We start from the raw sequence: 22,080 nt of genomic DNA on the forward strand, positions 1-22,080 counted from the left end.
TCCTCCTCGAAATAAGCGGACTCACATGGTCCGCTTAAACACGCTACGCTAACCGGACTCACAGAGTCCACTTGGTAGGCTTGCCGGTCATGAGCGCACGCGACGCCGGAACGACGGCGATCGATCGACTGCTGGCGGAACAGGACGGCCCGCCGCGGGCCGACGCCCGCCGCAATCTGGAACGCCTCGTCGCCGCGACGCGCGAGGCCGTCGCGGAGATCGGCGTCGAGGTCACCGCACAGGAGATCGCCCGGCGGGCCGGAGTCGGCAAAGGCACCTTCTACCGCCGGATCTCCTCCCGCGAGGCGCTGTTGCGGGCCGTACTGGAGGAGGTGCTCGACGAAATACTCGCCGCCGCCGACGACGGGCTCGCCGACACCGACGCCTGGCGCGGATTCACCGGATTCGCCGCGAAATACGCTCGGCTGCGCGCCGAAAGCTGTGGTGTCGCAGCGGCTTTGGGCGCCGAACCGTGCCTGGAGCGCACCCTCGCCGACCTACGCGACAAACTGCGCGCCATGGTCGAGCGAGCACAGTCGGCCGGCGCCATGCGCGCCGATATCGCCTAGGCGGACGTGGCTTTCGCGCTGGCGGGCGTGACGAGCGGCGACCACACGCTGGGGCTCACCGCCGATTCCGACCAGTGGCAACGCAATCTACGCATCGTGCTCGACGGGTTGGCCGCCGGCTAGACCACCGAAATCGCCCGCACCGGAACATATTCCGGCACGGGCGATTCGAACTATCGACTCAGAGCAGCCACGGGTTGATGGAGCACACCAGATTCGGGTGACCCGCCGGATCCAACGCCTGCAGTGCGATGGAGGTGGCGCGCGGCGAGAACATCATCGAGTTGTGGTCGGAGGTATCCAGATCGCAACCGTCCTGGAGCAATACGTCATGCACCTGCGCGCCCGGACCCGCCTGCAAGTAGGTGCGGGTGTACGGGCTGGACACCTCGTCGTAGCGATCGGCGACGATGGTGTACTCGACGCCCGGCATGGTGTCGCCGCCCGCGTTCAACTCGGTCAGCACCGGCGAGCCGATGAGCTGCTGGATGCCCGCGTGGCCGATCAGGGTTTCGGTCGGCGCGCTCAGGTCCAGGCCCGCATTCTTGAAAACGCCCAGCAGGCTGCCCAATCCGCTCAGCGTGGTGCCGTGGTTCGTCGCGCCGAAGGTGATCACCTTCTGCACCTTGTTCCGCGACGGATCGCCCGCGTCGGCGCCACCGTTGAATTTCAGGTACTGCCGGATCACCACCCCGCCCTGCGAATGCCCGATGACGTCGACCTGCGCGGTGCCGGTGACGGCGCGCACGCGATCGACGAAGGTGGCCAGCTGCGCGGCGGAATCCTCGATGTAGCCGGTGGCGCCGATGGTCGGCTGCACCAGCCCGGCGCCCGGCGCGTCGGCCCGGCCGTAGTTGAAGGTGAAGACGCAGTATCCGGCCTTGGCCAGGCGCGGCGACATGTACGCGTACGCGCCGTACGCGCTGGCCCAGGTGCCGTGCACCAGTACGACCGGGCGCGGGTGGGCTGCGTCGGGGCGGCACGACCAATTGTTCGCGCCCTGCGGGGCGACATCCGGATTGGCCAGGCCGTAGGCGAAGGCGGCCGCCTCGTCGGTGAGTTCCGGGCCGTAGCCGACGGTGTCCGAGGCGTGCGAGCCGACACCGTTACCCGGATCCGCCATGGCCACCGCGGCATTCAATCCGATCCCGACGATCGCGGCTGCCATGATCGCCGCGACGGCGCGCGGCGTGCGGAAATTGCGTTTCATTGACGTGCTTCTTCCTGGAACTTTCGGGTGTACCCCCGAGGGATTTCGAGTGACCGGCGCAGCCACCGTAATGGTCATACGTCCAGTTGGAGTACACCGTAAAGCCACTTCGCCAAGAATTAGCCGTGACGATGATCATCGGTCGGTCAGGTGAACCGCTTCGGCCCATCTTCTGGCCGGTCGATGTACGGATCGATACGCGAAACCGCACTCATTGTTTACGCATCGTTTCCGGTGTTCAGCACTGTCGAACGCTTCCGATTGAAAAGATGACGGCCATCGCGCATACCCGCCGAAACTCGCGGACAATGGCAGTGCGTAAAACGGCCGAACATCGATAGCCTACCGATAACCCGAACCCGATTCTCCGCGCATACCCGGAAAATGGAGGACGCCGCATATGACCACCGATTCGACACCGGAAAACACTGCGGCCCAACCGAACAGGCGCGCGCTGCTCGGCGCGGGCGCCGCCGCGCTGGGTGGCGCCGCGGTGGGCGCGGCACTGGTCGCCGACGCATCGACCGCCGCGGCGGATCAACTCCCCAGCACCGCCGCGCTGGACGACAACCTCAACACCGCACCCCACCTGTTCCACCTCACCGCCGCCGAACCCGCCCGGTTCGACGGCGGCACCCTGCAGGGCGCGCACGAGGACAATTTCCCGGTGCTGGCCGGGCAGAGCGGATCGGTGTACTTCGTCCGGCTCGAACCGGGCGGCGTGCGCGAACCGCACTGGCATCCGACCGCGTGGGAGCTGAACTTCGTGATCTCCGGTACCGCGCGCTGGACGATCCTCGGCACCCATCCGGAGGGCGGCTACCGCAACGACGTCTTCGACGCGGGCAAGGGCGATCTGGTCTTCGCGCCGCAGGGCTTTTTCCACTACTTCGAAAATCCGGACGCCACCGCACCGCTGGAGGTGCTGGTCGTATTCAACACCAGCGCAAAGGAACCGAACGACGATATCGGCATCGTCGGTGCGTTCAACGCGGTCCCGCGCGAGGTCCTTGCCGCCGCCTTCGGCGTCCCCCGGGCGGCATTCGACGCGATCCCCACCGAGACGAAGCCGGTGGTGATCACCAAACGTCAAGTGCGGTAACGCAACTCAGCGCGCCACGCGCCCGATCCCGACATAGCCGTCGAAATCGCGTACCTCGACGATATCGTCCGGATCGGGTCGCCACTGCGACAGATACACCAGCCCTGGTTCGACCAGCTCGAATCCGGCCAGGAACGCGGCGATTTCGGTGCGCGAGCGCAGCACCATCGGGGTCGGCGTGCGGCGGTAGAGCTCCAGCGCGGCGGCCATCTGGTCCGGCGGGCCCTCGTTCCCGGCGTGCGAGATCGCCAGATAGCTGCCGGATGCCAATGAATTACGCAGGCGCGCAATGGTTTCGATGGGCCGGACAGCGTCGGGCAGGAAATGCAGTAGCGCCACCGCGAGCACCGCGACCGGCCGGTCGAAGTCGAGCATGTCGGTGACCTCCGGATGGCGCAGCACCGCGTCGATATCGTTGAAATCGCCGCGGATCGCGGTGGCGGCCGGATTTCCGTCGAGCATCATGCGGCTCATCGCCACCGCCACCGGATCGATATCGACGTACACGACGCGGGCCGCCGGATCGTGCGCGTGCACCACCTCGTGCACATTGCCGACGGTCGGAATGCCCGAACCGAGGTCGAGAAACTGGGTGATACCGGCCTCGGCCACCAGGTAGGTCACCGCACGGCGCAGGAAGGCCCGGTTGGCGCGACCGCTGCGCGGCACATCGGGGGCCAGCGCGGTGATCTGCGCGGCCAGCCGCCGGTCGCTCTCCAGATTGTGCACCCCGCCCAGGATGTAGTCGTAAACCCTTGCGCTACTCGGTATTTCGGGATCTATATCGTCGGGCGCCCAGTCCGGCAACGGCATTCGTCATTCCCCATCTCAGATATCCGACATATGGTGCAGCACCCAGCGGCTCTTACCGTCCGCCTTGGCCCGGTAGAGCCCGGTATCCGCGGCGTCGAACAGCGATTCCGCCGATGTGCCCGCGGCTTTCGCGGTGACCGCGCCGATGCTCGCGGTGACCCGCAGCAACTTGTTGCCGACCGGAACGGGCCGGGCCAGCGCGGCGAGCATGGCCTCGGCGACCCCGGCGACCCGGTCGTCGTCGGCGGGCGGCGGGATCAGCGCGGCGAATTCGTCGCCGCCGATGCGGGCCACCAGAACCCCTTGCGGTGAGGCACTTTCGCACAACCGCTGTGCGACGGCGGCGAGCAACCGGTCGCCGACGCCGTGCCCGAAGCGGTCGTTGATGCCCTTGAACCCGTCGAGGTCGATGAAGCACAGGCCGAGCCGTTCCGCGCCGTTCCCGGTGCGCAGCAGTTCGATTCGCTCCAACAGGTGACGCCGGTTCGGCAGGCCGGTCAGCGGGTCGTTGCGCGCCTGCCGGTGCAGTTCGTCCTGCATCCGGTGCTGTTCGGTGCTGTCGACGCCGACCGCGAGCAGGTAATCGTCATGCCGGCCGATCCCCCGCACAAATGTGACGGCGAAGGCGACCCAGCCATGGCCGCCGTCCGGTCGCACGGTGCGCAGCTCCATGTTCACCGTGCCCTCCCCCGCCGGAATCAGCTTCTCGTACACCAGTTTCCGGATCTCGTCGCGATCGTCGGGATGGGCGAAGTCGTATACCGAACGGCCGCGCAAACAGTCGACCGGCACGCCGACCATATCGGCGAGCCCGCGATTGGCGTCGATAACCGTACCGTCGACGCCGCCCACCGCGATGGCGACCGCCGCATTGTCGAACACCACCCGGAACCGCTCCTCGGCCGCGCGGCGCGCCTGGTCCATGGCCAGCTCCACCGCGTCGCGGCCCCGAAATCGCCGCTGCTGCAACGCTTCCCCGTAGCCGCGCCCGAAAGCCGCGAGCAGCTCGGCGAATCGGACGGCATCGGGCCCGGCCAGCTCCGCGAGCACCCGCGCCGAGGTGGTGAGCACCGGCGCGCCGGTGAGCTGCGCCTCGACCAGCGCCGCCCCGATCGGCGCGCCCGCGTCGGCGTCGAACGGTTCGGCGGCCAGCGCGGCCGCGAAATCGCTTACCAGCCCGGCGAGTAGCCGCCGGGCCGAACGCGCCGGCATCGGCAGATAGGACACCTCGGCCAGTTCCTGCCACCATGCCCGCGCCAGCCTGGCCCGCGCGCCGTCGTCCACCGCACCCCTCCGGATCGCGCCACCGGGCTACCCCCATCCCGCGCGGCACCCCGATGGTAGCAATGCCGAAACCCGACCGCTCGGGATAATGGTTGCGGCACTCGACGGTTCGGATCAGCTGTCGACGTGCACATGCGGCCGTTCGGCCGGATTCGGCACCGCGCGCCGGATGATCTCCCGGGTCACCGGCGCCACCTCGCCCTCGCCGACGAACATGAACTTCAGCAGGTTCACCAGCGGATTGCCTTCGGTCCATTCGAAATACACATGCGGCTCCAGCCCGGTGCGATCCCGGACGGCCAGCAGGATGGCGGCGATCGAATTGGGGACGGCGGTGGCTTCGACGCTCAGAATGCGGTAGCCACCCACCTCGATTCCGTTGACCCGCAGCTCGGTGCTGAAATCCGATGCGTCGCCGACGATCACCTCGAGGAACATGATCGGCGCGTCGTCGGGGATGTGGCTCTCTATCCGCTGCTCGGCCGCCTTCTCCAGATACTCCTCCGGCTGACGCTGATCCACATCGTGGGTGACGATCCGGATCATGCCCTGCGCCGCGGCCTCATCGATCATCTCGGCCGCCGCGTCGTCGAATGTCACCTCCAGCGCCCGCAATTCGAACGAGCGCCGGGCCCGGGACACGAACGACACCACGATGATCGCGAGGATGAACAGCGAGGCCAACTGCACGCCCTCCGGCCGCTCGAAAATATTCGCGATGGTGGTGTACACGAATACCGCTGAGACCGCGCCGAAGCCGATCACCTTGCGGTGCTCGCCTTTTCGCACCGCCGAGATCGTCACGGCGACGGCGGCGGAGGTGATCAGCACCAGCACACCGGTGGCGTACGCGCCGCCCTGCGCATCGACGTCGGCGTCGAAATACCAAGTGATGCCGAAGGATATGACCGCGAACACCAGCACGAGCGGCCGCACCGCGCGCGCCCACTCCGGCGCCATGCCGTAGCGGGGTAGGTAGCGGGGCACCAGATTCAGCAGCCCGGCCATGGCCGACGCACCCGCGAACCACAGGATCGCGATGGTGCTCAGATCGTAGACGGTGCCGAACATGTCGCCAAGGTGCTGATGGGCCAGGTAGGCCAGCGCCCGGCCATTCGCCGCACCGCCCGGCTGGAACTCCTTCTCCGGAATCAGGACGGCGGTGATGAAGCTGGTGACCACCAGGAATGTGCTCATGATGAGCGCGGCGGTGGTGAGCAGTTTGCGGGCGCCCGCGATCCTGGTCACCGGATTGTCCTCGGACTCACCGGGCGCGCCCTTGATCTGCGGCATCACCGCGACGCCCGTTTCGAATCCGGATAGGCCGAGCGCGAGCTTCGGGAACACCAGCAGCGAAACGCCGACCATGGCCAGCACATTGCCGTGCTGCGCGGTCATCGCGTGCGTCCAATCCACCACCAGCCCGCTGGCACTGAGCACCTGGTACAGCCCGACGACCGCCACCACCAGATTCAGCGCCAGATAGGTGCCGACCAGCGCGACCGCGATACCGATCGCCTCGGCGAAACCCTTCAGGAAGATCGCCGCGAGCAGCGCGAGCAGCACCAGCGTGATCAGCAGGTTGTGATGGTCGAACGCCTTGGGCACATACGGGTTCTCCACGATATGCGCCGCGCCGTCGGCGGCCGACAGGGTCATCGTGATGACGAAGTCGGTCGCCGCGAAACCCAGCAGCACCAGGATGAAGATCTTGCCGGTCCAGCGGGGCAGCACGTGGCTGAACATGGCCAGCGAACCGCCGCCGTGCGGGCTCTCCTTCGCCACCCGCCGATATACCGGCAGCGCGCCGAGCAGCGTCAACGCCACCAGCACCAGCGTCGCCATCGGCGAGAGCACGCCGGCGGCCAGCGCCGCGATACCCGGCTGATAACCCAGCGTCGAGAAGTAGTCGACGCCGGTCAGGCACATCACCTTCCACCAGGAATGCTCGTGTTCGGCATCACCCGGTTTGCGCATCGGACCCGGATGCTGCGAATAGCGTTCGTCGGTGGCGCCTTCCAGCAGCCAATCCCGGAAGGGCGTCGCCGTCCGGTCCGCGGTCGTTGTCACCGTTGTCCCCTCGGTGTTGTCCGGTCCGGCTGACCCGGGCCGGGCGCGAGCATGTCGACGGAACCTTAGCGGGCCGGAATTCATAGGACGTGTCCCCCGTTCTCGGCGATTCGCCCTTTCTATGCTTTACCGGGCATCGGCCGGAACGAATCCGGATCCGCCGCGGCCCAGTCCATGCGCCAGCCGCGCGGCGGATCGCTCAGCAGCTCACCGGGGGCGAGCCACTCGTACAGCTCCGCATACGACTGCACCACCGTCGGCGAAATCTTCTTGCGCAGCATGTGCGGGTTCAGCTCGCCGGGCTCACCCACGCCGAGCGAGGCCATCAGCTGCACCGCCTGCTGCACCGTCGCCTCCTGATAGCGCTGGGCGCGCACCGATTTGTCCGCGACGTCCAGCGCGCGCGCCCGCCGCGGATCCTGGGTGGCGACGCCGACCGGGCATTTGTTGGTGTGACAGCGCTGGGCCTGGATACAGCCGACGGCCATCATCATGGCGCGCGCCGAATTGGTGTAGTCGGCGCCCTGAATAAGCCGCTTGACGATATCGGTTCCGGTGGCCACCTTGCCGCTGGCGCCGAGCCGGATCCGGTCCCGCAGGCCGGTGCCGACCAGCGCGTTGTGCAGCGTCATCAGCCCGTCGGTGAGCGGCAGGCCGACATTGTCCTCGTATTCCAGTGGGGCAGCCGCGGTTCCGCCCTCCTTGCCGTCGACGACGATGAAATCCGGTGCGATGCCCTCGGCTTGGATCGCCTTGCAGATGGCGAGCACATCGATGCGCGATCCGACGCACAGCTTGAAGCCCACCGGCTTACCGCCGGACAATTCGCGCAGCCGCGCGACGAACGCGATCAGCTCACGCGGTGTGTGGAAGGCCGAATGTGCCGCCGGGCTGACGCATTTCGTATGCGCGGGAACACCGCGACAGGCCGCGATCTCCGCGCTCACCTTGGCCGCGGGCAGTACGCCGCCCAGCCCGGGTTTCGCACCCTGGCTGAGCTTTATCGAGATGGCCTTCACCTGTTCGCGCGCCGCGGTTTCGGTGAATCGGTGCGGATCGAAGGCGCCGTCGGCGGTGCGCGTGCCGAAGTAGCCGGAACCCAACTCCCACACCAGATCTCCGCCGCCGTCGAGATGGTACGGGGTGAGCCCGCCCTCGCCCGTGTCGTGCGCGAAACCACCCATGGCGGCCGCCCGGTTCAGAGCGCGCAGCGCGTTCGCCGACAGCGCGCCGAAGCTCATCGCCGAAACATTCAGCAGCGACATGGAATACGGCTTGGTGCAGTCCGGGCCGCCGATCAGCACCCGCGGCGGCGTCTTCGGCTCCGGCACCGGCGCCGTCGAATGCACCAGATATTCGTAGCCGACCTGTTCGACATCGCGTTCGGTGCCGAAGGACAGCTCGCCGTGAATTCCCTTGGCCCGCTCGTAGATCATGGTGCGCACGTCGCGGTCGAAGGGGCGGCCGTCGAAGTTGCGTTCCACGAAATACTGCTGGATCTCCGGGCGGATGCCCTCCAACATGAACCGCATATGTCCGAGCACCGGATAGTTGCGCAGTATCGAATGCCGCTTCTGCACCATGTCATAGACGCCTACGCAGAGCAGCAGCGCGAGCAGCGCGACGAGCACCCACCACGCCCACGACCCGATCGCCGCGGCCACCCCCACCAGCACCACCGCGGTGGCAAGGAATCCGAGTATGAAAAACCGGAGCATTGTCGCCCTTTCCGATATCGCCCGCCGTGTCGGAAACTACCCCCTCGGCGGCCCGCGGCGCCGGATTCGTCAGCGGTCGGTCGGCGAGGTCTGCCGATACGCCCGGTCGAGTTCGGCGAGCTCGTCGGGTGTGAGCACATCGGTGATGCGCTCGAATCCGTCTGGCGCGCGCTCGGCGACGGCGCGCAGGATGCGGTCGGCGGGCATGTCGTGGTTGGCCAGCACGATGGCGTTGGCCGGTTCGCGGCGCACGCTGTCATAGTGGGCCAAGGCCCGCTCCGGTGTCGGCTCCCCGGCGAACGCCTCGGCGAGCGCGGCCGCGTCGAGAATGGCCTGAGTGCCTCCGTTCGAGCCGATCGGGTACATCGGGTGCGCCGCGTCGCCGAGCAGCGTCACCCGTCCCTCGGTCCACGCGGGCAGCGGCTGCCGGTCGACCATCGGGTATTCCAGGATGCGCGGCGCGGAGGCGAGCAGCGCGGGCACATCCAGCCAGTCGAAACGCCAATCCGCGTAGTACGGAAGGACATCCGCGAGAGCGCCGGTGCGGTTCCAGTCGGCCCGGCCGGGCTCGGCCGCCGGATCGGCCACCTCGCACACCCAATTGGTCCGGGCCATGCCGTGCTCGTCGAGTTCCTCGGCGATCGGATAGACCACGAGCTTGACCGATTTGTTGTCACCGGCGATGGCGACGGTGCGCCCGGTCCGGAATGGTTCGGCCCGGCCGACGCCGCGCCACATCCGCATTCCGTACCACAGCGGCCTGCCCTCATCCGGATACAGCTGGGCGCGCACTGCCGAATGCAGACCGTCGGCGCCGATCAACGCGTCGCATTCGATGCACCGCTCGGTACCGTCCACCGCCACAACCACTTTCACCCCGCGATGGTCCTGGATGAAGGATCGCACCACGGTGCCGGTGTGCACCGCGTCGGGTCCGAGACGTTCCAGCACCGCGCGGTAGAGCATTTGCTGCAGCAACCCCCGGTGCACCGAATATTGCGGCCACCTCGCCCCCGCCACCAATCCACGCGGCTGCGACCAGATGAAATTGCCGTGCCGGTCGAAATGCGCCATTTCGGCGGTGGCGACGGCGATCTCGTCCAGCGCGGCGCCGAGGCCGAATTCGATGAGCCGCCCGACGGCGGGCGGCAGCAGATTGATGCCGACGCCGAGCGGCCGCAGTTCCGTCGCGGCGTCGAGGACCACGACCTCGACGCCGACCGCGCGCAACGCCAGCGCGGCGCTGAGCCCGCCGATACCGGCCCCGGCGATCACCGTGGAAACCATTGCGACCTACCGTGACTCGGGCCCTACGGGATATTCGCAGTGTAGGCCGGTCGGCGGGTTCGGGCGGGGCTATTCCGCTATGGTGATGGCACCCGACGGGCAGGCCAGCACCGCCTGGCGTACCGCCTCTTGTCGATCCGGCGCCGGATTCTCGTCGAGGACGAGCACCCTGCCCTCATCGGTGTCCTGGTCGAAGTTTTCCGGCGCGGTCAGGGCGCACATTCCCGCGCCGACACAGATTTCGCGATCCGCGATAATTCGCATCGACAATCCTTACCAAATGACGGGGAGCTCGCGCACGCCACCGATTTCATAGGGTCCGTGGAATTCGATCCGCTCCGGCGCGACGGCGAGACGCAGGGCCGGGAACCGGGATAGCAGCGCGGGGAAGGCCACCCGCATCTCGGTGCGGGCCAGCTGCTGGCCGAGGCACTGATGGATGCCGTGCCCGAAGGCCAAGTGCCCCACCGGGTTCCGGCGAATGTCGAGGGTGTCCGGTTCGGCGAACCGAGTGCCGTCGCGATCGGCGGCCTGCACCGAGAGCAGCACCGTCTCTCCGGCCCTGATCACCTGCCCGGCGATCTCCACATCCGCGAGGGCGGCCCGGCCGATGGTGTGCGCGATGCTCAGGTAGCGCAGCAGTTCCTCGATCGCGCCGTCGATCAGGTCCGGATCCGCCCGCAGCAGCGCAAGCTGCTCCGGATTCCGCAGCAGCGCAAGGGTTCCCAGCGCCAGCATATTCGCGGTGGTGTCGAGCCCGGCCACCAGTAGCAGGCCGCCGACGCCCGCGAGCTCATCCTCGGTGAGGTCGCTCTCGGTCAGATCGCTGAGCAGGTCGTCGGTGCGTCGCTCGCGTTTGCTGACGACCAGATGGCGGATATAGGTCCCGATATCGGTGAACCGGGCCATGCGTTGGTCGATTATCTCCTTCGCCGGTGCGCCGGGTTCGGCCGCGGCCAGCGTCCGGAACCGGTCGTGGTCCGCCTGCGGCACGCCGAGCAGGTCACAGATCACCATTTCCGGTATGGGGCGGGCGAATTCGGTCACCAGATCGACCGGTCCGCCGCGCCGCTCCAGCTCGTCCAGCCGTTCGGCGGTGAATTCCTCGATGCGCTCGGTGAGCAGCCGCATCCGTCGCACGGTGAACTTGCCGGTCAACAGCTTTCGGAACCGGGTGTGTTCGGGCGGGTCGTAGCGGACGAAGGTGCCCGGAGGCAGCTCCAGCGGCACGACGCCCTCGAACGGCGAGTGCTGCAACGAACTTCGCGAGCTGAACCGCGGATCGGCGAGCACCGCGCGCACGGTCGCGTGATCGGTGGCCAGCCAGCCGCGGTGGCCGTCCGGAAAATCCATGCGGACCACCGGTTCTCGCTCACGCAAGCGGGTCTGCTCGGCAGGCGGGTCGAATGGCCGATCGGCCTGCCGGTCGAGCGGCAGACCCGAGATCACCGATACCGACTCCGCCCCGCTTCTCGATGCTGTAGTCATCTTGACTCCTCAATATTCGTACCGAGGCCAGAACTCCTGATAGGCGCTGTCGGACGCTACGTCGCTTTCATCAGCCGACTCAACCAGTCTGCCGCCGATTCCCGTTCCGTCGCAGCTAGATTCGTCGTGGTCATTGCAACGGTCATGTGCATGAAAGCAATTGGCGCGGGCGTCGTTGCAATGGTGTGTGTATGAACGCATACTGGCGGCAGCGAGCGAGGAGGTGCGCGCGATGCCCGGCGGCAGGTTGACCAGCGCGGACAGGGACTGCATCGCGGCCGGATTGGCCGAGGGACTCGGCTACGCGGAGATCGCCCGCCAACTCGACCGTCCCACCTCGACCATCAGCCGGGAGGTCGCCCGCAACGGCGGTCCGGGCCGCTACCACGCCGAGCGGGCGCACCTGGCCGCGAAGCGGCGCGCGCGGCGCACCGACCGGCGCCGGGTCACGGCGGAAAACATCGATATCCCAATCGGATTCGATCGGGACCTGACCGCCGTGCACGATTTCGCCGTCCGCGTCGTCACGCTGCTCACCGACGGCGGAATGCCGCGCACCCCCGCCCGGGTGCTCGCCTGCTTCTTCGTCAGCGACTCCGGCAGGCTCACCTCCGCCGACCTGTGCCGCAGGCTGTGGGTGAGCCCGGCGTCGATCTCGACGGCGCTGCGCCACCTCATGATCCGGGATCTGATTCGGCGCGAGCGCCATTCCGGCCGCGCGGACCATTACGTCCTCGACGCCGACGCGTGGTTCCGCGCCACCCTCGTCTCGGTGCGGACCTTGGGCGTGCTCTCCGCAACGGCCCACGACGGCAGCGAAATCCTCGGCGCCACCACTCCCGCGGGCACGCGGTTGGACGAGATGGCCAGCTTCCTCGACCATTTCGGCCACGATCTGATTCGCACGGCAGAGCGCGTGCGCGCCGCACTCGCCGCGAGCGCCGACGATCCGGCACTCACCCAGCGGCGGGAGCTGCCGCCGACCGGAAGTACCTGATCGACTCGTCCGTCGCGTAGGGCTGCCACGGCTCGAGCGCGGGCCCGTTCGGCGTTCCGGTCGCGACGAAAGCGGCCAGCGCACCGCCGAATTCGGCCGCCAGAACCCGGTCCGCCGGGCCGAATGTGCCGAGCATGGGCGCGTTGGGATAGCTCTCGAAGGTGCCGAAGAGGAAGGGCAGTTCGGCGCAGTGCGCCGCGCCGAACCCGTAGGGATCGACGGCGGGGCCGCGCATGAACCGGTAGACGTATGTCGGATTACCCTGTGCCACAAGACCATTCGCAAGGTCCGCCGTACCGCACAGCAGATCGCCGACGATCGCGGTGAACAGTTCGGCCGGTCCGGCGGCCGGATAGCGGTCGGCGTATTCGTCGTACCGCGCCGCACCGCCCCGTTCGGCCAGCAGGCGAACGGCGGTATCGCGGTCGGCGGTTTGGACGATCGGGTTCAGCGCCAGGAAGGACGTCGCCTCGTTGGCAGTGGACCCGATCAGCACATCCTTATCCGCCAGCGCGCCGCTCGCCAGCGCCTCGGGCCAGCCGACGGCCTGCCCCGCGCCGCCGCGCACCGGATACATCGGCGGCGCGATGCCGCCCGGCCGCGCGCTATCGGCCAAGAGCCGCGCATAGGCCGCGAGCAGACGAGCGACCGGCAGCTCGCGCAACCGCTGACTGTCCGATGAAATACCAAGTATCTCTAGGTATTTCGCCGCGACACCGGCCGCCTCCCCGGGATCCTGCGGCGGCATACCCCACGGACCGGACTGCCCGATCACCCGGCGCACCATACCTCCGGTCCCCGGATCCGCGGCCAGCGCCAGCGCCGAGAACGCGCCCGCCGACTGACCGCCGACGGTGATCGACCCCGGGTCGCCGCCGAACGCGGCGATATTGTCCACCACCCACCGCAGCGCGGCGGCCTGATCCTGCGTGCCGAGATTGTCCGCGCCGAATTCGGGCAGATACAGATAACCGAGCGGCCCGAGCCGATAGTTCGCGGTCACCACCACGATGCCGCCCAGCGCGGCGAGGCGTCCGCCGTCATACCAGTCCCAGCCGCCGCTGCCGCTGGTGAAACCGCCGCCGTGGAACCAGAGCAGCACCGGCCGCGCCGCGCCGAAATCGTCGTCGGGCGTCCAAATATTGAGGTTCAGGCAGCCGTGCTCCGACCAATCCGGCAGCCGGGTGCCCATCACGGCCTCGAGCCGCGACGGCCACTGCGGCGCGGCGGGTCCGGCCTCGATGGCGTCCCGGATCCGCGTCCAACCCGGATGTGGTTGCGGCGCCGCGAATCTCAGCTCACCGATCGGTGACCGCGCGTACGGGACGCCGCGGAAGGCCACCGACCCGGTGGCGACCCCGCGCAGCTTGCCCGACCCGGTTCCGATCACCACGTGACGCTGTTCGATGCTGTTGTCCATACGTCCGGTTTACGACGCGACACCGAAATCACGATCTGTTTCGTGGCCGCTTGTAGATTTTCGGACTCCACACGGCCGAAAATGGCGATTATGCGACAAAGCCTCGACCAGCTCGAGCAGCGCATCGCCGCCGCGCTGCTGGCCGCTCCGCGCGCGTCGTGGCGCACCATCGCGGACTGCCTCGACCTCTCGGAGCGGACGGTGCTGCGCCGGGCCGCACCGCTGTACGGTGACGGCACCCTGCGCGCCACCGCGGTCCGCAACCCGCTGTATTTTCCCGAGCTCACCCCCGTCGCGCTGCGAATCCGCTGCCGCCCGAGCACCATCGGCGCCGTCGCCCGCACGCTCGCGCACCGGCCGGATACCGTATGGGTCGAAATCCTCGGCGGCGGTGAGGAAATCAGCGTCGTGCTGTTCCTGGCCAACGCCGCGTCGCGCAACGGGCTACTGCTGCGCGACCTTCCGGCCACCGCCGCAGTCACCTCCTGGAGCACCCAGCAGCTCATCCGGGTCTTCCCCACCGCCTTCGCCTGGACCGGCGGCCTGCTCACCGAGACCGAGCTGGCCCAGCTCCGCCCACCCACCGAACCGGCGAAACCCGCTGCGCCGCAACCGGTCGACGCGGCGCTCATCGAGGCGCTCACCGCCGACGCGCGCGCGAGCTACGGCGCCATCGCCGCGCGGGCCGGAATCGGCGCGACCACTGCCCGCCGCCGCATCGCCGCCATTCTGGACGGCCAGATGATCCGTCTGGCAACGGAATTGGACCTCGCGCTGCTCGGCATCAAGACCGACGCGCTGCTCTGGCTGACGGTGCCGCCCGCCGAACTCGAGCGGACCGGCAGTACGCTCAGCGCCCACCCGCAGGTCCGCTTCGCGGCCGCGACCACCGGAACCTCGAATCTGTTCATCGCCGTCGCGGCGGCCGACCGCACCGGACTCTACGAATTCCTCACCGCGACCCTCGGCCCGCTGACCGGCGACAGCGCGGTGGAGACCCATCCCATCCTCAGCACGGTCAAACGCACCGGCCTCATTCGCTGACAACGACGTATTTCACAAAAAAGCCGGGCATATCGCGGCTAATCCGCAGCTCAGCGACCTGAGCAAGTTGTGCATCTTGCCAAATCCGCACCGTCAGCTTTGCTGATTTGACGGTATGCACCGGAGAAACAATCGCGTGTGATGGATCTGTACAACGGCCGTGATGCGGCGGCCGACCTGATGAAGGACGCTTCGATGAAGAAGACGCTGTATCGGCTGTTGGTGCTGTGCTCGGCAGCCTGCCTTACGACATCCGGTGCGGGTGTCGCCTCGGCCTTCCCCCAGAATTTCCCGCCCGACCAGAATCAACTACCGGACCTGCCGAGCGAACCGCAGCTGTACAACATGCTGCCGATCCCGACGCCGGACAAGGACCCCTGGTACGACGATCCGGCCGACCTCGCCTCGTACGCGCCCGGGCAGATCGTGCGCACCCGCGAGGTGCAGACCCGAGTGCTCGGCATTCCGTTCCCGGTGTACACCAAGCAATTGCTGTATCGCACCAACGATATCTACGACAATCCGATCGTCACCGCGACGACCGTCATCGTTCCCGGAATTCCGTGGCAGGGCAGCCCGCGCCCGCTGGTGTCGTTCCAGGAGGCCATCGATTCCAGCGACTCGTCCTGCAATCCGTCCTACACGCTGCAGGTCGGCACGATGAAGGAGTCGACGCTCGTAGTCGGCTGGCTGGCACAGGGATTCGCCATCAACATCCCCGACTTCGACGGCAAATTCAACACTTTCAACACCTACGACGAGGGCAAGATGGTCCTCGATAGCCTGCGCGCCGCGAAAAACGATGCGGCACTCGGCCTCACCGATTCCGGAATCGCGCTCTACGGGTACTCCGGCGGCGGCTCCGGCTCGATCCGCGCGGCCGAACTGCGCAAGACCTACGCGCCCGACGTCCGCCTGCTCGGCACCTCGATCGGTGGCACCCCCGGCGACCTGCGGATGCTGGCCGACTACGCGACCAAGCCGCAGCCGGGAGTCACCGGGCTGAGCAGCTTCACCATGTGGCTCGGCCTCGCCTCCTTCGCCAAGGAATATCCGGACGCCTTCAAGGTCGACGACCTGCTCACCCCGGACGGACAGCAACTCGTCGCCGATGTGCACAACCGCTGCGTGTTCACCGCCGCGGCCACCGGTTTCTACCGGCCCGTCAGCGCCTACTATCAGCCGGGGAAGTCGCTGGAGACCCAACCGGACATCCTGAAGGTGTTGCAGGACAACAGCCTCGGCAAATACGTCCCCGACAGCCCTGTCCTGTGGTGGCACGGCATGTGGGACGAACTCATCCCGCCCTCCGTCGTGCTACCCGTTGTCCACTCCTACTGGGAGCGCGGCGCCGACCTGCGCTTCTACACCGTCCCGCTGCCCGAACACGTCGTCAACGCGGGTGTCGGCTGGACTCCGGCGGTGGCCTGGACCTCCGCGATCCTGCGCGGTCTCTCGCCGGGTCCGCGCTTCATGGCCGATTTCAAACCCCTGCCGCCCGGTTTTCCCGGCAGCTGAAACCTTCGGCAACCCAACCGTTTACCGAATCGCGTCGCGTCGGCGATCTTCCAGCCATTCCTGAAAGCCATTCCGTGCGGTAGTTTTTCAGGATCACGGGCTGTACAGGGTATGGCATCGCCGGCGTGCATCGCCCGGCGGTGACGACGATGATGGGGGCCGCGGTGAACGAGTTCGTACCTGCTGCACCGGTATCCGAGCGGCAGCAGAGGTCGACAACCACCGGCGGCGTGCCGGTTCCGACAGGTCCGTCCGCGCCGCTGCTGGTCGGCATGTTGCTGGAGGCCAATCGCGTTCTCGCCCAGCTGATCGGCGAGTTACATCATCAGGCGCGCCACGATCCGCTGACCGGACTGCCGAATCGGCGGCATCTGCTCGAACGCATCGATGCGGCGATCGCGGCGGCGGGCGAGGACGATATCGGCCTCTGCTTCGCCGACCTCGATCACTTCAAGGACGTCAACGACCGGTACGGCCACGGCACCGGCGATCAGGTGCTCGCCGTGGTCGCGGACCGGCTGCGCGACAGTGTGCGGGGCGAGGACTGCATGATCGCCCGCATCGGCGGCGACGAATTCGTCGCCCTGATCCCGCCGCCCGCCGACGACGCCCGCATCCGCACGATCGCGAACCTGCTGCTGACGGCGCTGGCCGAACCGATAGTCGTCGCGGATCATCCACTGCGCCTGTCCGCGAGCATCGGCGCGGTGCTCACCCCGGTCGCGGGCGCACATGCCGAATCACTGCTCGACGCCGCCGATACGGGCCTCTACGAGGCGAAATCGACCGGCAAGGGCCGCTGGATCCTCAGCATTCGGTGATCCGTTCGAGCGTGCGCCGGCCGATCCGGCTCAGCGCCGGATTGCTCTCGGCGTAGTACCAGACCAGTCCCATCGCCTGTTCGAACGCCCAGGCCCTGCCGCGCTCCCACTCGAGTTCGGAACATCCGAGATGCGCGCGAAAGACGCTGCGCGGCACCGCATCCAGCAGATGCCACGCCGCAACCAGGTCCAGCGCCGGATCCGCGGGACCCAGCTCGCCGACGTCGATCACCCCGGCCAACCGGCCGCCGGACACCAGCACATTGCCAGGGATCAGATCGCCGTGGTTCAGCACGTCCGGGGCAGCCCCGCGCGGCAGCTCCCGCATCCGCGCCCAGATCGCCCGCAGCGCCGCGACATTCAGCATGCCCGCGCTGCGCTCGAAACAGGTTCGCATCCACTCGTCGTGCGCGTGCAGCTCGCCGCCGCGTCCGCCGCCGCCGAATTCGCGTCCGTCCGTGCCGATCTCACGCACCGCGCGGATGAACTCGGCCAGATCCAGTGCGAATCCCACCGAATCGCCCGGATCGTCCACGGCGGCAACGGTTCCGCTCACCCATGTCTGCACCGACCACGGCATCGGATAACCGGCGTCGGGCGCACCGAGCGCGATCGGCTCCGGTGTCGAGAAAGGCGTGCGGCCCAGCAGCTTCCGCGCCGCATCCGCCTCGCGGAGCAACGCCTGCCGCGCCGCCTCGACCGGGCGGAGCGCCAGCGGCAACCGGGCCGCCAAATGATCGCCGATCCGGAAGATCGCATGCACCGTCCCCGTCCCCCCGACCGCCCGGATCGGGAGCCCGCGCCAGGCCGGGAACTGCTCGTCGACCAGCGCCCGCACCGTCGCCGGGGTTACTGTCAATTGGTCGGCGTGCATCTTCACCCCCGCAGCCTCACCCACCCCCCGCCAGGCACACAAGTGATTTCCGACCGAGAGGACGTGCCGATGAGTATCTCGCTCGAACAGGCCGACCGGGTGATCACGGCGGCCAAGCAGGCGGCGGCCGAGCGCGGCGCACGGATCACCGTCGCCGTCGTCGACGCCTCGGCCAACCTCGTCGCCTTCGCCAGAATGGACGATGCCCATCTCGGCACCGTCGACTCCGCGCCGCGCAAAGCCACCGCCGCGGTCATGCTCGGATACGACACCGTCCAATTCGCCACCGCCCTGCGGCCGGGACAACTACTCGGCCACCTGTTGTCGGACGCCCCGTGGCCCACCGATCCGTATACCCCGATGCCCGAGCCGGGTGGCGTGCTGATTCGATCGGACGGCGCGACCATCGGCGCGGTCGGCGTAGCCGGTGCGGGCTCCCTCATGACCGATCACAAGATCGCGGCCGCCGCGGCCGGATCGCGCTGAGCCACCGGTGGTTATCCGGTCCGAAATTTCCCACATGCCGGATTCGGTTCGGCGGACTACACTTTCGAATACGTGAAAGAGTCAGTGCGTCAACCATTTCCGCTGGAGCTGTGGCAGCCCGGCACCGGCCGGGATGTGCTGTGTTTGATCCATCCGATCGGCGGCGATGTCAGGGTCTACCGCGCGCTCGCCGCCGCGCTCGATCCGGCGCTCACCGTCTGTCTCATCGCCGATCCCGCACTGCGGCAAGACGTTTCGCCGCAGTGGACGCTGGCGGAGCGGGCGGCCAACTATCACAGCGCGCTGCTGACGCGGTTCCCGAACGACGAATGGCGCTGGCAGTTGGCGGGCTGGTCGTTCGGCGCCTGGGTGGCCATCGGCATGGCCGCCGAATCGGAGGCGGCCGGAGCGCCCGTGCGCGCACTGCATCTCATCGATCCCCCGCCGCCCGCGTCGGGCGTCTTGTTCCGGCACTACGACGAGGCGAAGCTGGCGGCGATCATCGCGCACGAGCTCGATAGCGCCGAAGGGCCCGGCACCCAACAGTATGCGGAACAATTGGCCCGATGCTGCCGCACCAACCTGCGGAGCATGAGCTATCACCGGCTGCCCCGGCTGACGCAGACACCCAGCAGGCTCTGGGTGGCCGACCGGCCGGTCCCGGAGCTGACGCCGACCGCGACGCCGCAGGTGTGGCAGGCCACCTGGCACGCGCATCTGCCGGAGCCGAGCGCATGGCAGTGCCTGGACACCGACCACTACGGCATCATGCGCTCGCCGCACGCGGAAGTCATTGCCGCCGGGATCAATTCGACAATCGGCGAGCTGAACCCGTAAGCGCTTCCACCACCGAGCCCTACCGCCGACGGTAGTGCCAGCCCCACCCCGATCGGGGAGCCAAGGTCATGCCGCCGAGCGTTTCCGACTCCTAATTTCATTCGTACGAAACATTTTTCGTCACGATTCGAAAGGGAATCCGATGAACGCACCGATATCCGCGACGGACCGGCGATCGACGACGAAGCCGCCGGATACCCGCGGCGCCGTGCTCGAGAAGATCGCGATCAATGTGGTCGCGCCGATCGCGCTCTACTACGCACTGCGCGCGGCGGGTGTCGACCCGTGGTTGGCCGTGACGCTCGGTGTCATCCCGCCCGCCATCCGCACCGGATGGACCGTCGCCACCCAGCGACGCGTCGACACGATGGCGATCTTCACCATGAGCATCCTGGCGTTGAGCGTCGCGATGTCGTTCGTCACCGGCAGCCCCCGCTTCGCACTGGCCAAGGACGGTTGGATCACCGGCGCGGTCGGTCTGTGGATATGCGCGACAATGTTGCGCACGCCCTTCTACTTCCAGTTGTCGCGCACGATGACGACGGGCGCGATCCACGAGCGAATCGAGCTCAGTTGGTTGCGCTCGCCCACCTTCCGCCGGGCGATGATGCTCGCCACGGCCATCTGGGGGATCGGTCTCCTCGCGGACGCGGTGGTGCGGGTGGTGCTCGCCTACACCCTTCCGATCGATCAGGTGCCCCTCGTCAGCGGTCTGCAATATGTGGTGGTATTCGTCCTGCTGGAGGTGAGTAGTCAACGGGCCGTCCGCAATTCGCGCACGCGCGCAAAGGTCGCCGCCGAGGCCGGGTTCGACCGGCCGTAAACCGTGGCGTGCGCCGGCCGCCAAGTGATGTACTGTTGTAGCAAACTGCCGCCGTGTAGTACGGAGAACCGTGGACAGCGAACAGGCAGCTTCGGAGAGCCCGGACCGGGCCCGAACCGAGTTGGCCGCGAAGATAAATCGGTTGTTCGAGGTCATGCGTAGACCTTCCGAACCGCCGTTGTCCAATGCTGCTGCCGCGGAGGCGATTACCCGCTCGACCGGGACGTCGATCAGCGCCGCCTATATGTGGCAGCTGCGGTCGGGAGTGAAATCCAACCCGACGGTGCAGCATCTGCAGGCGATCGCCCAATTCTTCGGTGTCCCGGCCTCGTATCTGATCGACAACGGCGCCGACGAGTCGATCGAATCCCAATTGCGCCTGCTACAAGCCATGAAGGACACCGACGTGCGCAACCTCGCACTGCGCGCCTCGGGGCTCACGCCACGAACGCTCGCGAATATCGCCGCGATCATCGACCGGGCGCGCGAGATCGAGAATCTGCCGCCCGTCGAATCCTCCGTCACACCGGATGACCATCGGTGATGGGGGCGCTCCAGTCGATGTGATGGTCGATCAACCAGCCGTCGGCGTTGCGGTTGCGGGGCTTGGCCAGCCGCAGGATCACCACATCCCGGAAGATGCGGGTAAGAGCGCCTGCGGGCGTGGCGAATTTGCTCATGCGTGCGCTGGTGGCCGATACGCGAGCCACCCGCGCACGACGTAGTCGATCGTAGGTGGCGAACGCATCCTCGATGGTTGCGACATCGCGCAGGCATTTCGCCAAGGTGACGCTGTCCTCCAACGCCATCGAAGCACCATGGCCCGCTTGAGGTTTCGCCGCATGCGCCGAATCGCCGACCAGGACCATGGTCGGCGTGTACCAAACGGGGAGCGCGGGCAGGTGGTACGCGGGCACCGCGAATATCCGTTCGGTGGATCGGATGAGGTCGATAACCGGGGTGTTGTCGCCGGACAGGAGATCGGCCACCCGGTTCTTCCAGCGCTCGGCGTTGTCGAATTCCAGGTTGTCCGTGCGTGATTCGGGGACGTTGGTGAACCACCAGGTTTCTCCGTCGGGAGTGGTGGTGTAGGCGAACATAATTCGACTGCCGTAGGTCACGCGGTAGGTCTGCGGCGCGGGTGGGACCGGCGCATTCTCGGCGTATCCGGAGATCACGATTGTCCCGCCGTAGCAGGCCTCGGATGCGGCGGGATCTATGATGCGGCGGACGGTCGAATGCACACCGTCCGCGCCGATCAGCAGATCCCCCTCCGCCTGGCTGCCGTCCTCGAAATGGGCGATGACACCGCCGCCCGGCGCATTCTCGGCACCGATCAACCGTTTGCCGTATTCGATGCGCAGGCCACGCCGCGTCCCCTCATCCCGCAGCACCCGGTACAGCTGCGCACGGGTCAGCGTGCGGGGACCGATGCCGCGCCGACCGCCGAGGCTGCCTTGCCCCGCCGGGCGACCAGCGCTGTCGAATGCATCGGTTTGCTCTGCGGGAAAAGAATTTTCGAGCACCGGTCGATGTGCGTCGATTGCGCGCAGCGCGTCCATACCGTTGGCGAAAACCGTGAGAAACGAGCCGACGTCGTCGGCTCCGCGCGGATACGCTTCGTACACAACGGAATCGATGCCCGCCTGCTGCAAGGCCATCGCGGTGCCGGTACCCGCGATGCCGCCACCGATTATCAACGCTCGAGTCACTGAATTC

Annotated in this window: 22 protein-coding genes; 10 read left to right on the top strand and 12 right to left on the bottom strand. The window is 67.5% G+C overall.

Features of this window, described 5'->3' with window-relative positions; all coding sequences use genetic code 11:
- Positions 1-89: 89 nt before the first annotated feature.
- Entirely contained in the window at positions 90-569 is a 480-nt protein-coding gene (locus LGY53_RS36025) for a TetR/AcrR family transcriptional regulator (RefSeq protein ID WP_225731169.1), read from the top strand.
- 181 nt (positions 570-750) lie between these two features.
- On the opposite strand, the gene LGY53_RS36030 is transcribed toward LGY53_RS36025, so the two are convergent.
- On the bottom strand, positions 751-1,779 hold the full coding sequence (locus tag LGY53_RS36030; protein WP_225731170.1) for a triacylglycerol lipase: 1,029 nt from the start codon (positions 1,777-1,779) through the stop codon (positions 751-753).
- 400 nt (positions 1,780-2,179) lie between these two features.
- Between LGY53_RS36030 and LGY53_RS36035 the strand changes: the two genes are divergently transcribed.
- Entirely contained in the window at positions 2,180-2,881 is a 702-nt protein-coding gene (locus tag LGY53_RS36035) for a cupin domain-containing protein (protein WP_225731171.1), read from the top strand.
- A 6-nt stretch (positions 2,882-2,887) separates the two neighbouring features.
- Here LGY53_RS36035 and LGY53_RS36040 read toward each other — a convergent pair whose 3' ends face one another.
- The 7 genes from LGY53_RS36040 to LGY53_RS36070 all read right to left on the bottom strand — a co-directional run bounded on the left by LGY53_RS36040 (position 2,888) and on the right by LGY53_RS36070 (position 11,541).
- Positions 2,888-3,694 (bottom strand): SAM-dependent methyltransferase, encoded by an 807-nt coding sequence (locus LGY53_RS36040; RefSeq protein ID WP_225731172.1) that lies wholly within the window; start codon positions 3,692-3,694, stop codon positions 2,888-2,890.
- Positions 3,695-3,709: 15 nt separating this feature from the next.
- Positions 3,710-4,978, bottom strand: coding sequence for a sensor domain-containing diguanylate cyclase (locus LGY53_RS36045; RefSeq protein ID WP_225731173.1), 1,269 nt, complete (start codon positions 4,976-4,978; stop codon positions 3,710-3,712).
- Positions 4,979-5,092: 114 nt separating this feature from the next.
- Entirely contained in the window at positions 5,093-6,955 is a 1,863-nt protein-coding gene (locus LGY53_RS36050) for an amino acid transporter (RefSeq protein WP_225731209.1), read from the bottom strand.
- 212 nt (positions 6,956-7,167) lie between these two features.
- Entirely contained in the window at positions 7,168-8,766 is a 1,599-nt protein-coding gene (locus LGY53_RS36055) for an FMN-binding glutamate synthase family protein (RefSeq protein ID WP_225731174.1), read from the bottom strand.
- A 69-nt stretch (positions 8,767-8,835) separates the two neighbouring features.
- Complete coding sequence (locus tag LGY53_RS36060) at positions 8,836-10,053, bottom strand: flavin-dependent oxidoreductase (RefSeq protein ID WP_225731175.1); 1,218 nt, start codon at positions 10,051-10,053, stop codon at positions 8,836-8,838.
- 69 nt (positions 10,054-10,122) lie between these two features.
- Positions 10,123-10,317 (bottom strand): ferredoxin, encoded by a 195-nt coding sequence (locus LGY53_RS36065; RefSeq protein ID WP_225731176.1) that lies wholly within the window; start codon positions 10,315-10,317, stop codon positions 10,123-10,125.
- A 9-nt stretch (positions 10,318-10,326) separates the two neighbouring features.
- Positions 10,327-11,541 carry a cytochrome P450 gene (locus LGY53_RS36070; RefSeq protein WP_225731177.1) on the bottom strand — a complete coding sequence of 405 codons (1,215 nt, stop codon included), beginning with the start codon at positions 11,539-11,541 and terminating at the stop codon, positions 10,327-10,329.
- 187 nt (positions 11,542-11,728) lie between these two features.
- Between LGY53_RS36070 and LGY53_RS36075 the strand changes: the two genes are divergently transcribed.
- Positions 11,729-12,538, top strand: coding sequence for a GbsR/MarR family transcriptional regulator (locus tag LGY53_RS36075; RefSeq protein ID WP_225731178.1), 810 nt, complete (start codon positions 11,729-11,731; stop codon positions 12,536-12,538).
- Here LGY53_RS36075 and LGY53_RS36080 read toward each other — a convergent pair.
- A complete protein-coding gene (locus LGY53_RS36080; RefSeq protein ID WP_225731179.1) occupies positions 12,498-13,958 on the bottom strand; it encodes a carboxylesterase/lipase family protein in 1,461 nt (486 codons plus the stop codon). The genes LGY53_RS36075 and LGY53_RS36080 overlap by 41 nt on opposite strands.
- A 90-nt stretch (positions 13,959-14,048) precedes the next feature.
- Between LGY53_RS36080 and LGY53_RS36085 the strand changes: the two genes are divergently transcribed.
- Entirely contained in the window at positions 14,049-15,002 is a 954-nt protein-coding gene (locus LGY53_RS36085; RefSeq protein WP_225731180.1) for an Lrp/AsnC family transcriptional regulator, read from the top strand.
- Here the strand turns inward: LGY53_RS36085 and LGY53_RS43845 are convergent.
- Positions 14,992-15,123, bottom strand: a complete 132-nt coding sequence (locus LGY53_RS43845) for a hypothetical protein (protein WP_255664824.1) — start codon at positions 15,121-15,123, stop codon at positions 14,992-14,994. The genes LGY53_RS36085 and LGY53_RS43845 overlap by 11 nt on opposite strands.
- 74 nt (positions 15,124-15,197) lie before the next feature.
- On the opposite strand from LGY53_RS43845, the gene LGY53_RS36090 reads away from it, so the two are divergent.
- Together LGY53_RS36090 and LGY53_RS36095 are read left to right on the top strand one after the other, a co-directional pair.
- Positions 15,198-16,520, top strand: coding sequence for a lipase family protein (locus LGY53_RS36090; protein ID WP_225731210.1), 1,323 nt, complete (start codon positions 15,198-15,200; stop codon positions 16,518-16,520).
- A 164-nt stretch (positions 16,521-16,684) separates the two neighbouring features.
- Complete coding sequence (locus LGY53_RS36095) at positions 16,685-17,341, top strand: GGDEF domain-containing protein (RefSeq protein WP_225731181.1); 657 nt, start codon at positions 16,685-16,687, stop codon at positions 17,339-17,341.
- On the opposite strand, the gene LGY53_RS36100 is transcribed toward LGY53_RS36095, so the two are convergent.
- Positions 17,328-18,215 carry an aminoglycoside phosphotransferase family protein gene (locus tag LGY53_RS36100; RefSeq protein ID WP_225731211.1) on the bottom strand — a complete coding sequence of 296 codons (888 nt, stop codon included), beginning with the start codon at positions 18,213-18,215 and terminating at the stop codon, positions 17,328-17,330. The two genes, LGY53_RS36095 and LGY53_RS36100, sit on opposite strands and share 14 nt — an antisense overlap.
- A gap of 69 nt (positions 18,216-18,284) precedes the next feature.
- Here LGY53_RS36100 and LGY53_RS36105 point away from each other — a divergent pair, with 69 nt between their 5' ends.
- From LGY53_RS36105 to LGY53_RS36120, 4 genes are all read left to right on the top strand, one after another.
- Positions 18,285-18,701 carry a heme-binding protein gene (locus LGY53_RS36105; RefSeq protein ID WP_225731182.1) on the top strand — a complete coding sequence of 139 codons (417 nt, stop codon included), beginning with the start codon at positions 18,285-18,287 and terminating at the stop codon, positions 18,699-18,701.
- A 72-nt stretch (positions 18,702-18,773) separates the two neighbouring features.
- Positions 18,774-19,538 (top strand): thioesterase domain-containing protein, encoded by a 765-nt coding sequence (locus LGY53_RS36110; protein ID WP_225731183.1) that lies wholly within the window; start codon positions 18,774-18,776, stop codon positions 19,536-19,538.
- A gap of 142 nt (positions 19,539-19,680) precedes the next feature.
- Positions 19,681-20,361 carry a VC0807 family protein gene (locus tag LGY53_RS36115; protein WP_225731184.1) on the top strand — a complete coding sequence of 227 codons (681 nt, stop codon included), beginning with the start codon at positions 19,681-19,683 and terminating at the stop codon, positions 20,359-20,361.
- A 154-nt stretch (positions 20,362-20,515) separates the two neighbouring features.
- Complete coding sequence (locus LGY53_RS36120; protein ID WP_225731185.1) at positions 20,516-20,905, top strand: helix-turn-helix domain-containing protein; 390 nt, start codon at positions 20,516-20,518, stop codon at positions 20,903-20,905.
- Here LGY53_RS36120 and LGY53_RS36125 read toward each other — a convergent pair.
- Positions 20,883-22,073, bottom strand: a complete 1,191-nt coding sequence (locus LGY53_RS36125; protein WP_225731186.1) for an FAD-dependent monooxygenase — start codon at positions 22,071-22,073, stop codon at positions 20,883-20,885. The genes LGY53_RS36120 and LGY53_RS36125 overlap by 23 nt on opposite strands.
- Between the last annotated feature and the right edge of the window lie 7 nt (positions 22,074-22,080).

The sequence above is a fragment of the Nocardia sp. JCM 34519.1 genome (assembly GCF_020361265.1).
GTDB lineage: Bacteria > Actinomycetota > Actinomycetes > Mycobacteriales > Mycobacteriaceae > Nocardia > Nocardia arthritidis_A.

Coding starts and splice junctions, on each gene's coding strand:
- LGY53_RS36120 (WP_225731185.1), top strand. CDS start 20,516: ATGCGTAGACCTTCCGAACCGCCGTTGTCCAATGCTGCTGCCGCGGAG.
- LGY53_RS36060 (WP_225731175.1), bottom strand. CDS start 10,053: ATGGTTTCCACGGTGATCGCCGGGGCCGGTATCGGCGGGCTCAGCGCC.
- LGY53_RS36105 (WP_225731182.1), top strand. CDS start 18,285: ATGAGTATCTCGCTCGAACAGGCCGACCGGGTGATCACGGCGGCCAAG.
- LGY53_RS36070 (WP_225731177.1), bottom strand. CDS start 11,541: ATGACTACAGCATCGAGAAGCGGGGCGGAGTCGGTATCGGTGATCTCG.
- LGY53_RS36035 (WP_225731171.1), top strand. CDS start 2,180: ATGACCACCGATTCGACACCGGAAAACACTGCGGCCCAACCGAACAGG.
- LGY53_RS36055 (WP_225731174.1), bottom strand. CDS start 8,766: ATGCTCCGGTTTTTCATACTCGGATTCCTTGCCACCGCGGTGGTGCTG.
- LGY53_RS36115 (WP_225731184.1), top strand. CDS start 19,681: ATGAACGCACCGATATCCGCGACGGACCGGCGATCGACGACGAAGCCG.
- LGY53_RS36050 (WP_225731209.1), bottom strand. CDS start 6,955: ATGCGCAAACCGGGTGATGCCGAACACGAGCATTCCTGGTGGAAGGTG.
- LGY53_RS36025 (WP_225731169.1), top strand. CDS start 90: ATGAGCGCACGCGACGCCGGAACGACGGCGATCGATCGACTGCTGGCG.
- LGY53_RS36040 (WP_225731172.1), bottom strand. CDS start 3,694: ATGCCGTTGCCGGACTGGGCGCCCGACGATATAGATCCCGAAATACCG.
- LGY53_RS36090 (WP_225731210.1), top strand. CDS start 15,198: ATGAAGAAGACGCTGTATCGGCTGTTGGTGCTGTGCTCGGCAGCCTGC.
- LGY53_RS36100 (WP_225731211.1), bottom strand. CDS start 18,215: ATGCACGCCGACCAATTGACAGTAACCCCGGCGACGGTGCGGGCGCTG.
- LGY53_RS36080 (WP_225731179.1), bottom strand. CDS start 13,958: ATGGACAACAGCATCGAACAGCGTCACGTGGTGATCGGAACCGGGTCG.
- LGY53_RS36030 (WP_225731170.1), bottom strand. CDS start 1,779: ATGAAACGCAATTTCCGCACGCCGCGCGCCGTCGCGGCGATCATGGCA.
- LGY53_RS36085 (WP_225731180.1), top strand. CDS start 14,049: ATGCGACAAAGCCTCGACCAGCTCGAGCAGCGCATCGCCGCCGCGCTG.
- LGY53_RS36065 (WP_225731176.1), bottom strand. CDS start 10,317: ATGCGAATTATCGCGGATCGCGAAATCTGTGTCGGCGCGGGAATGTGC.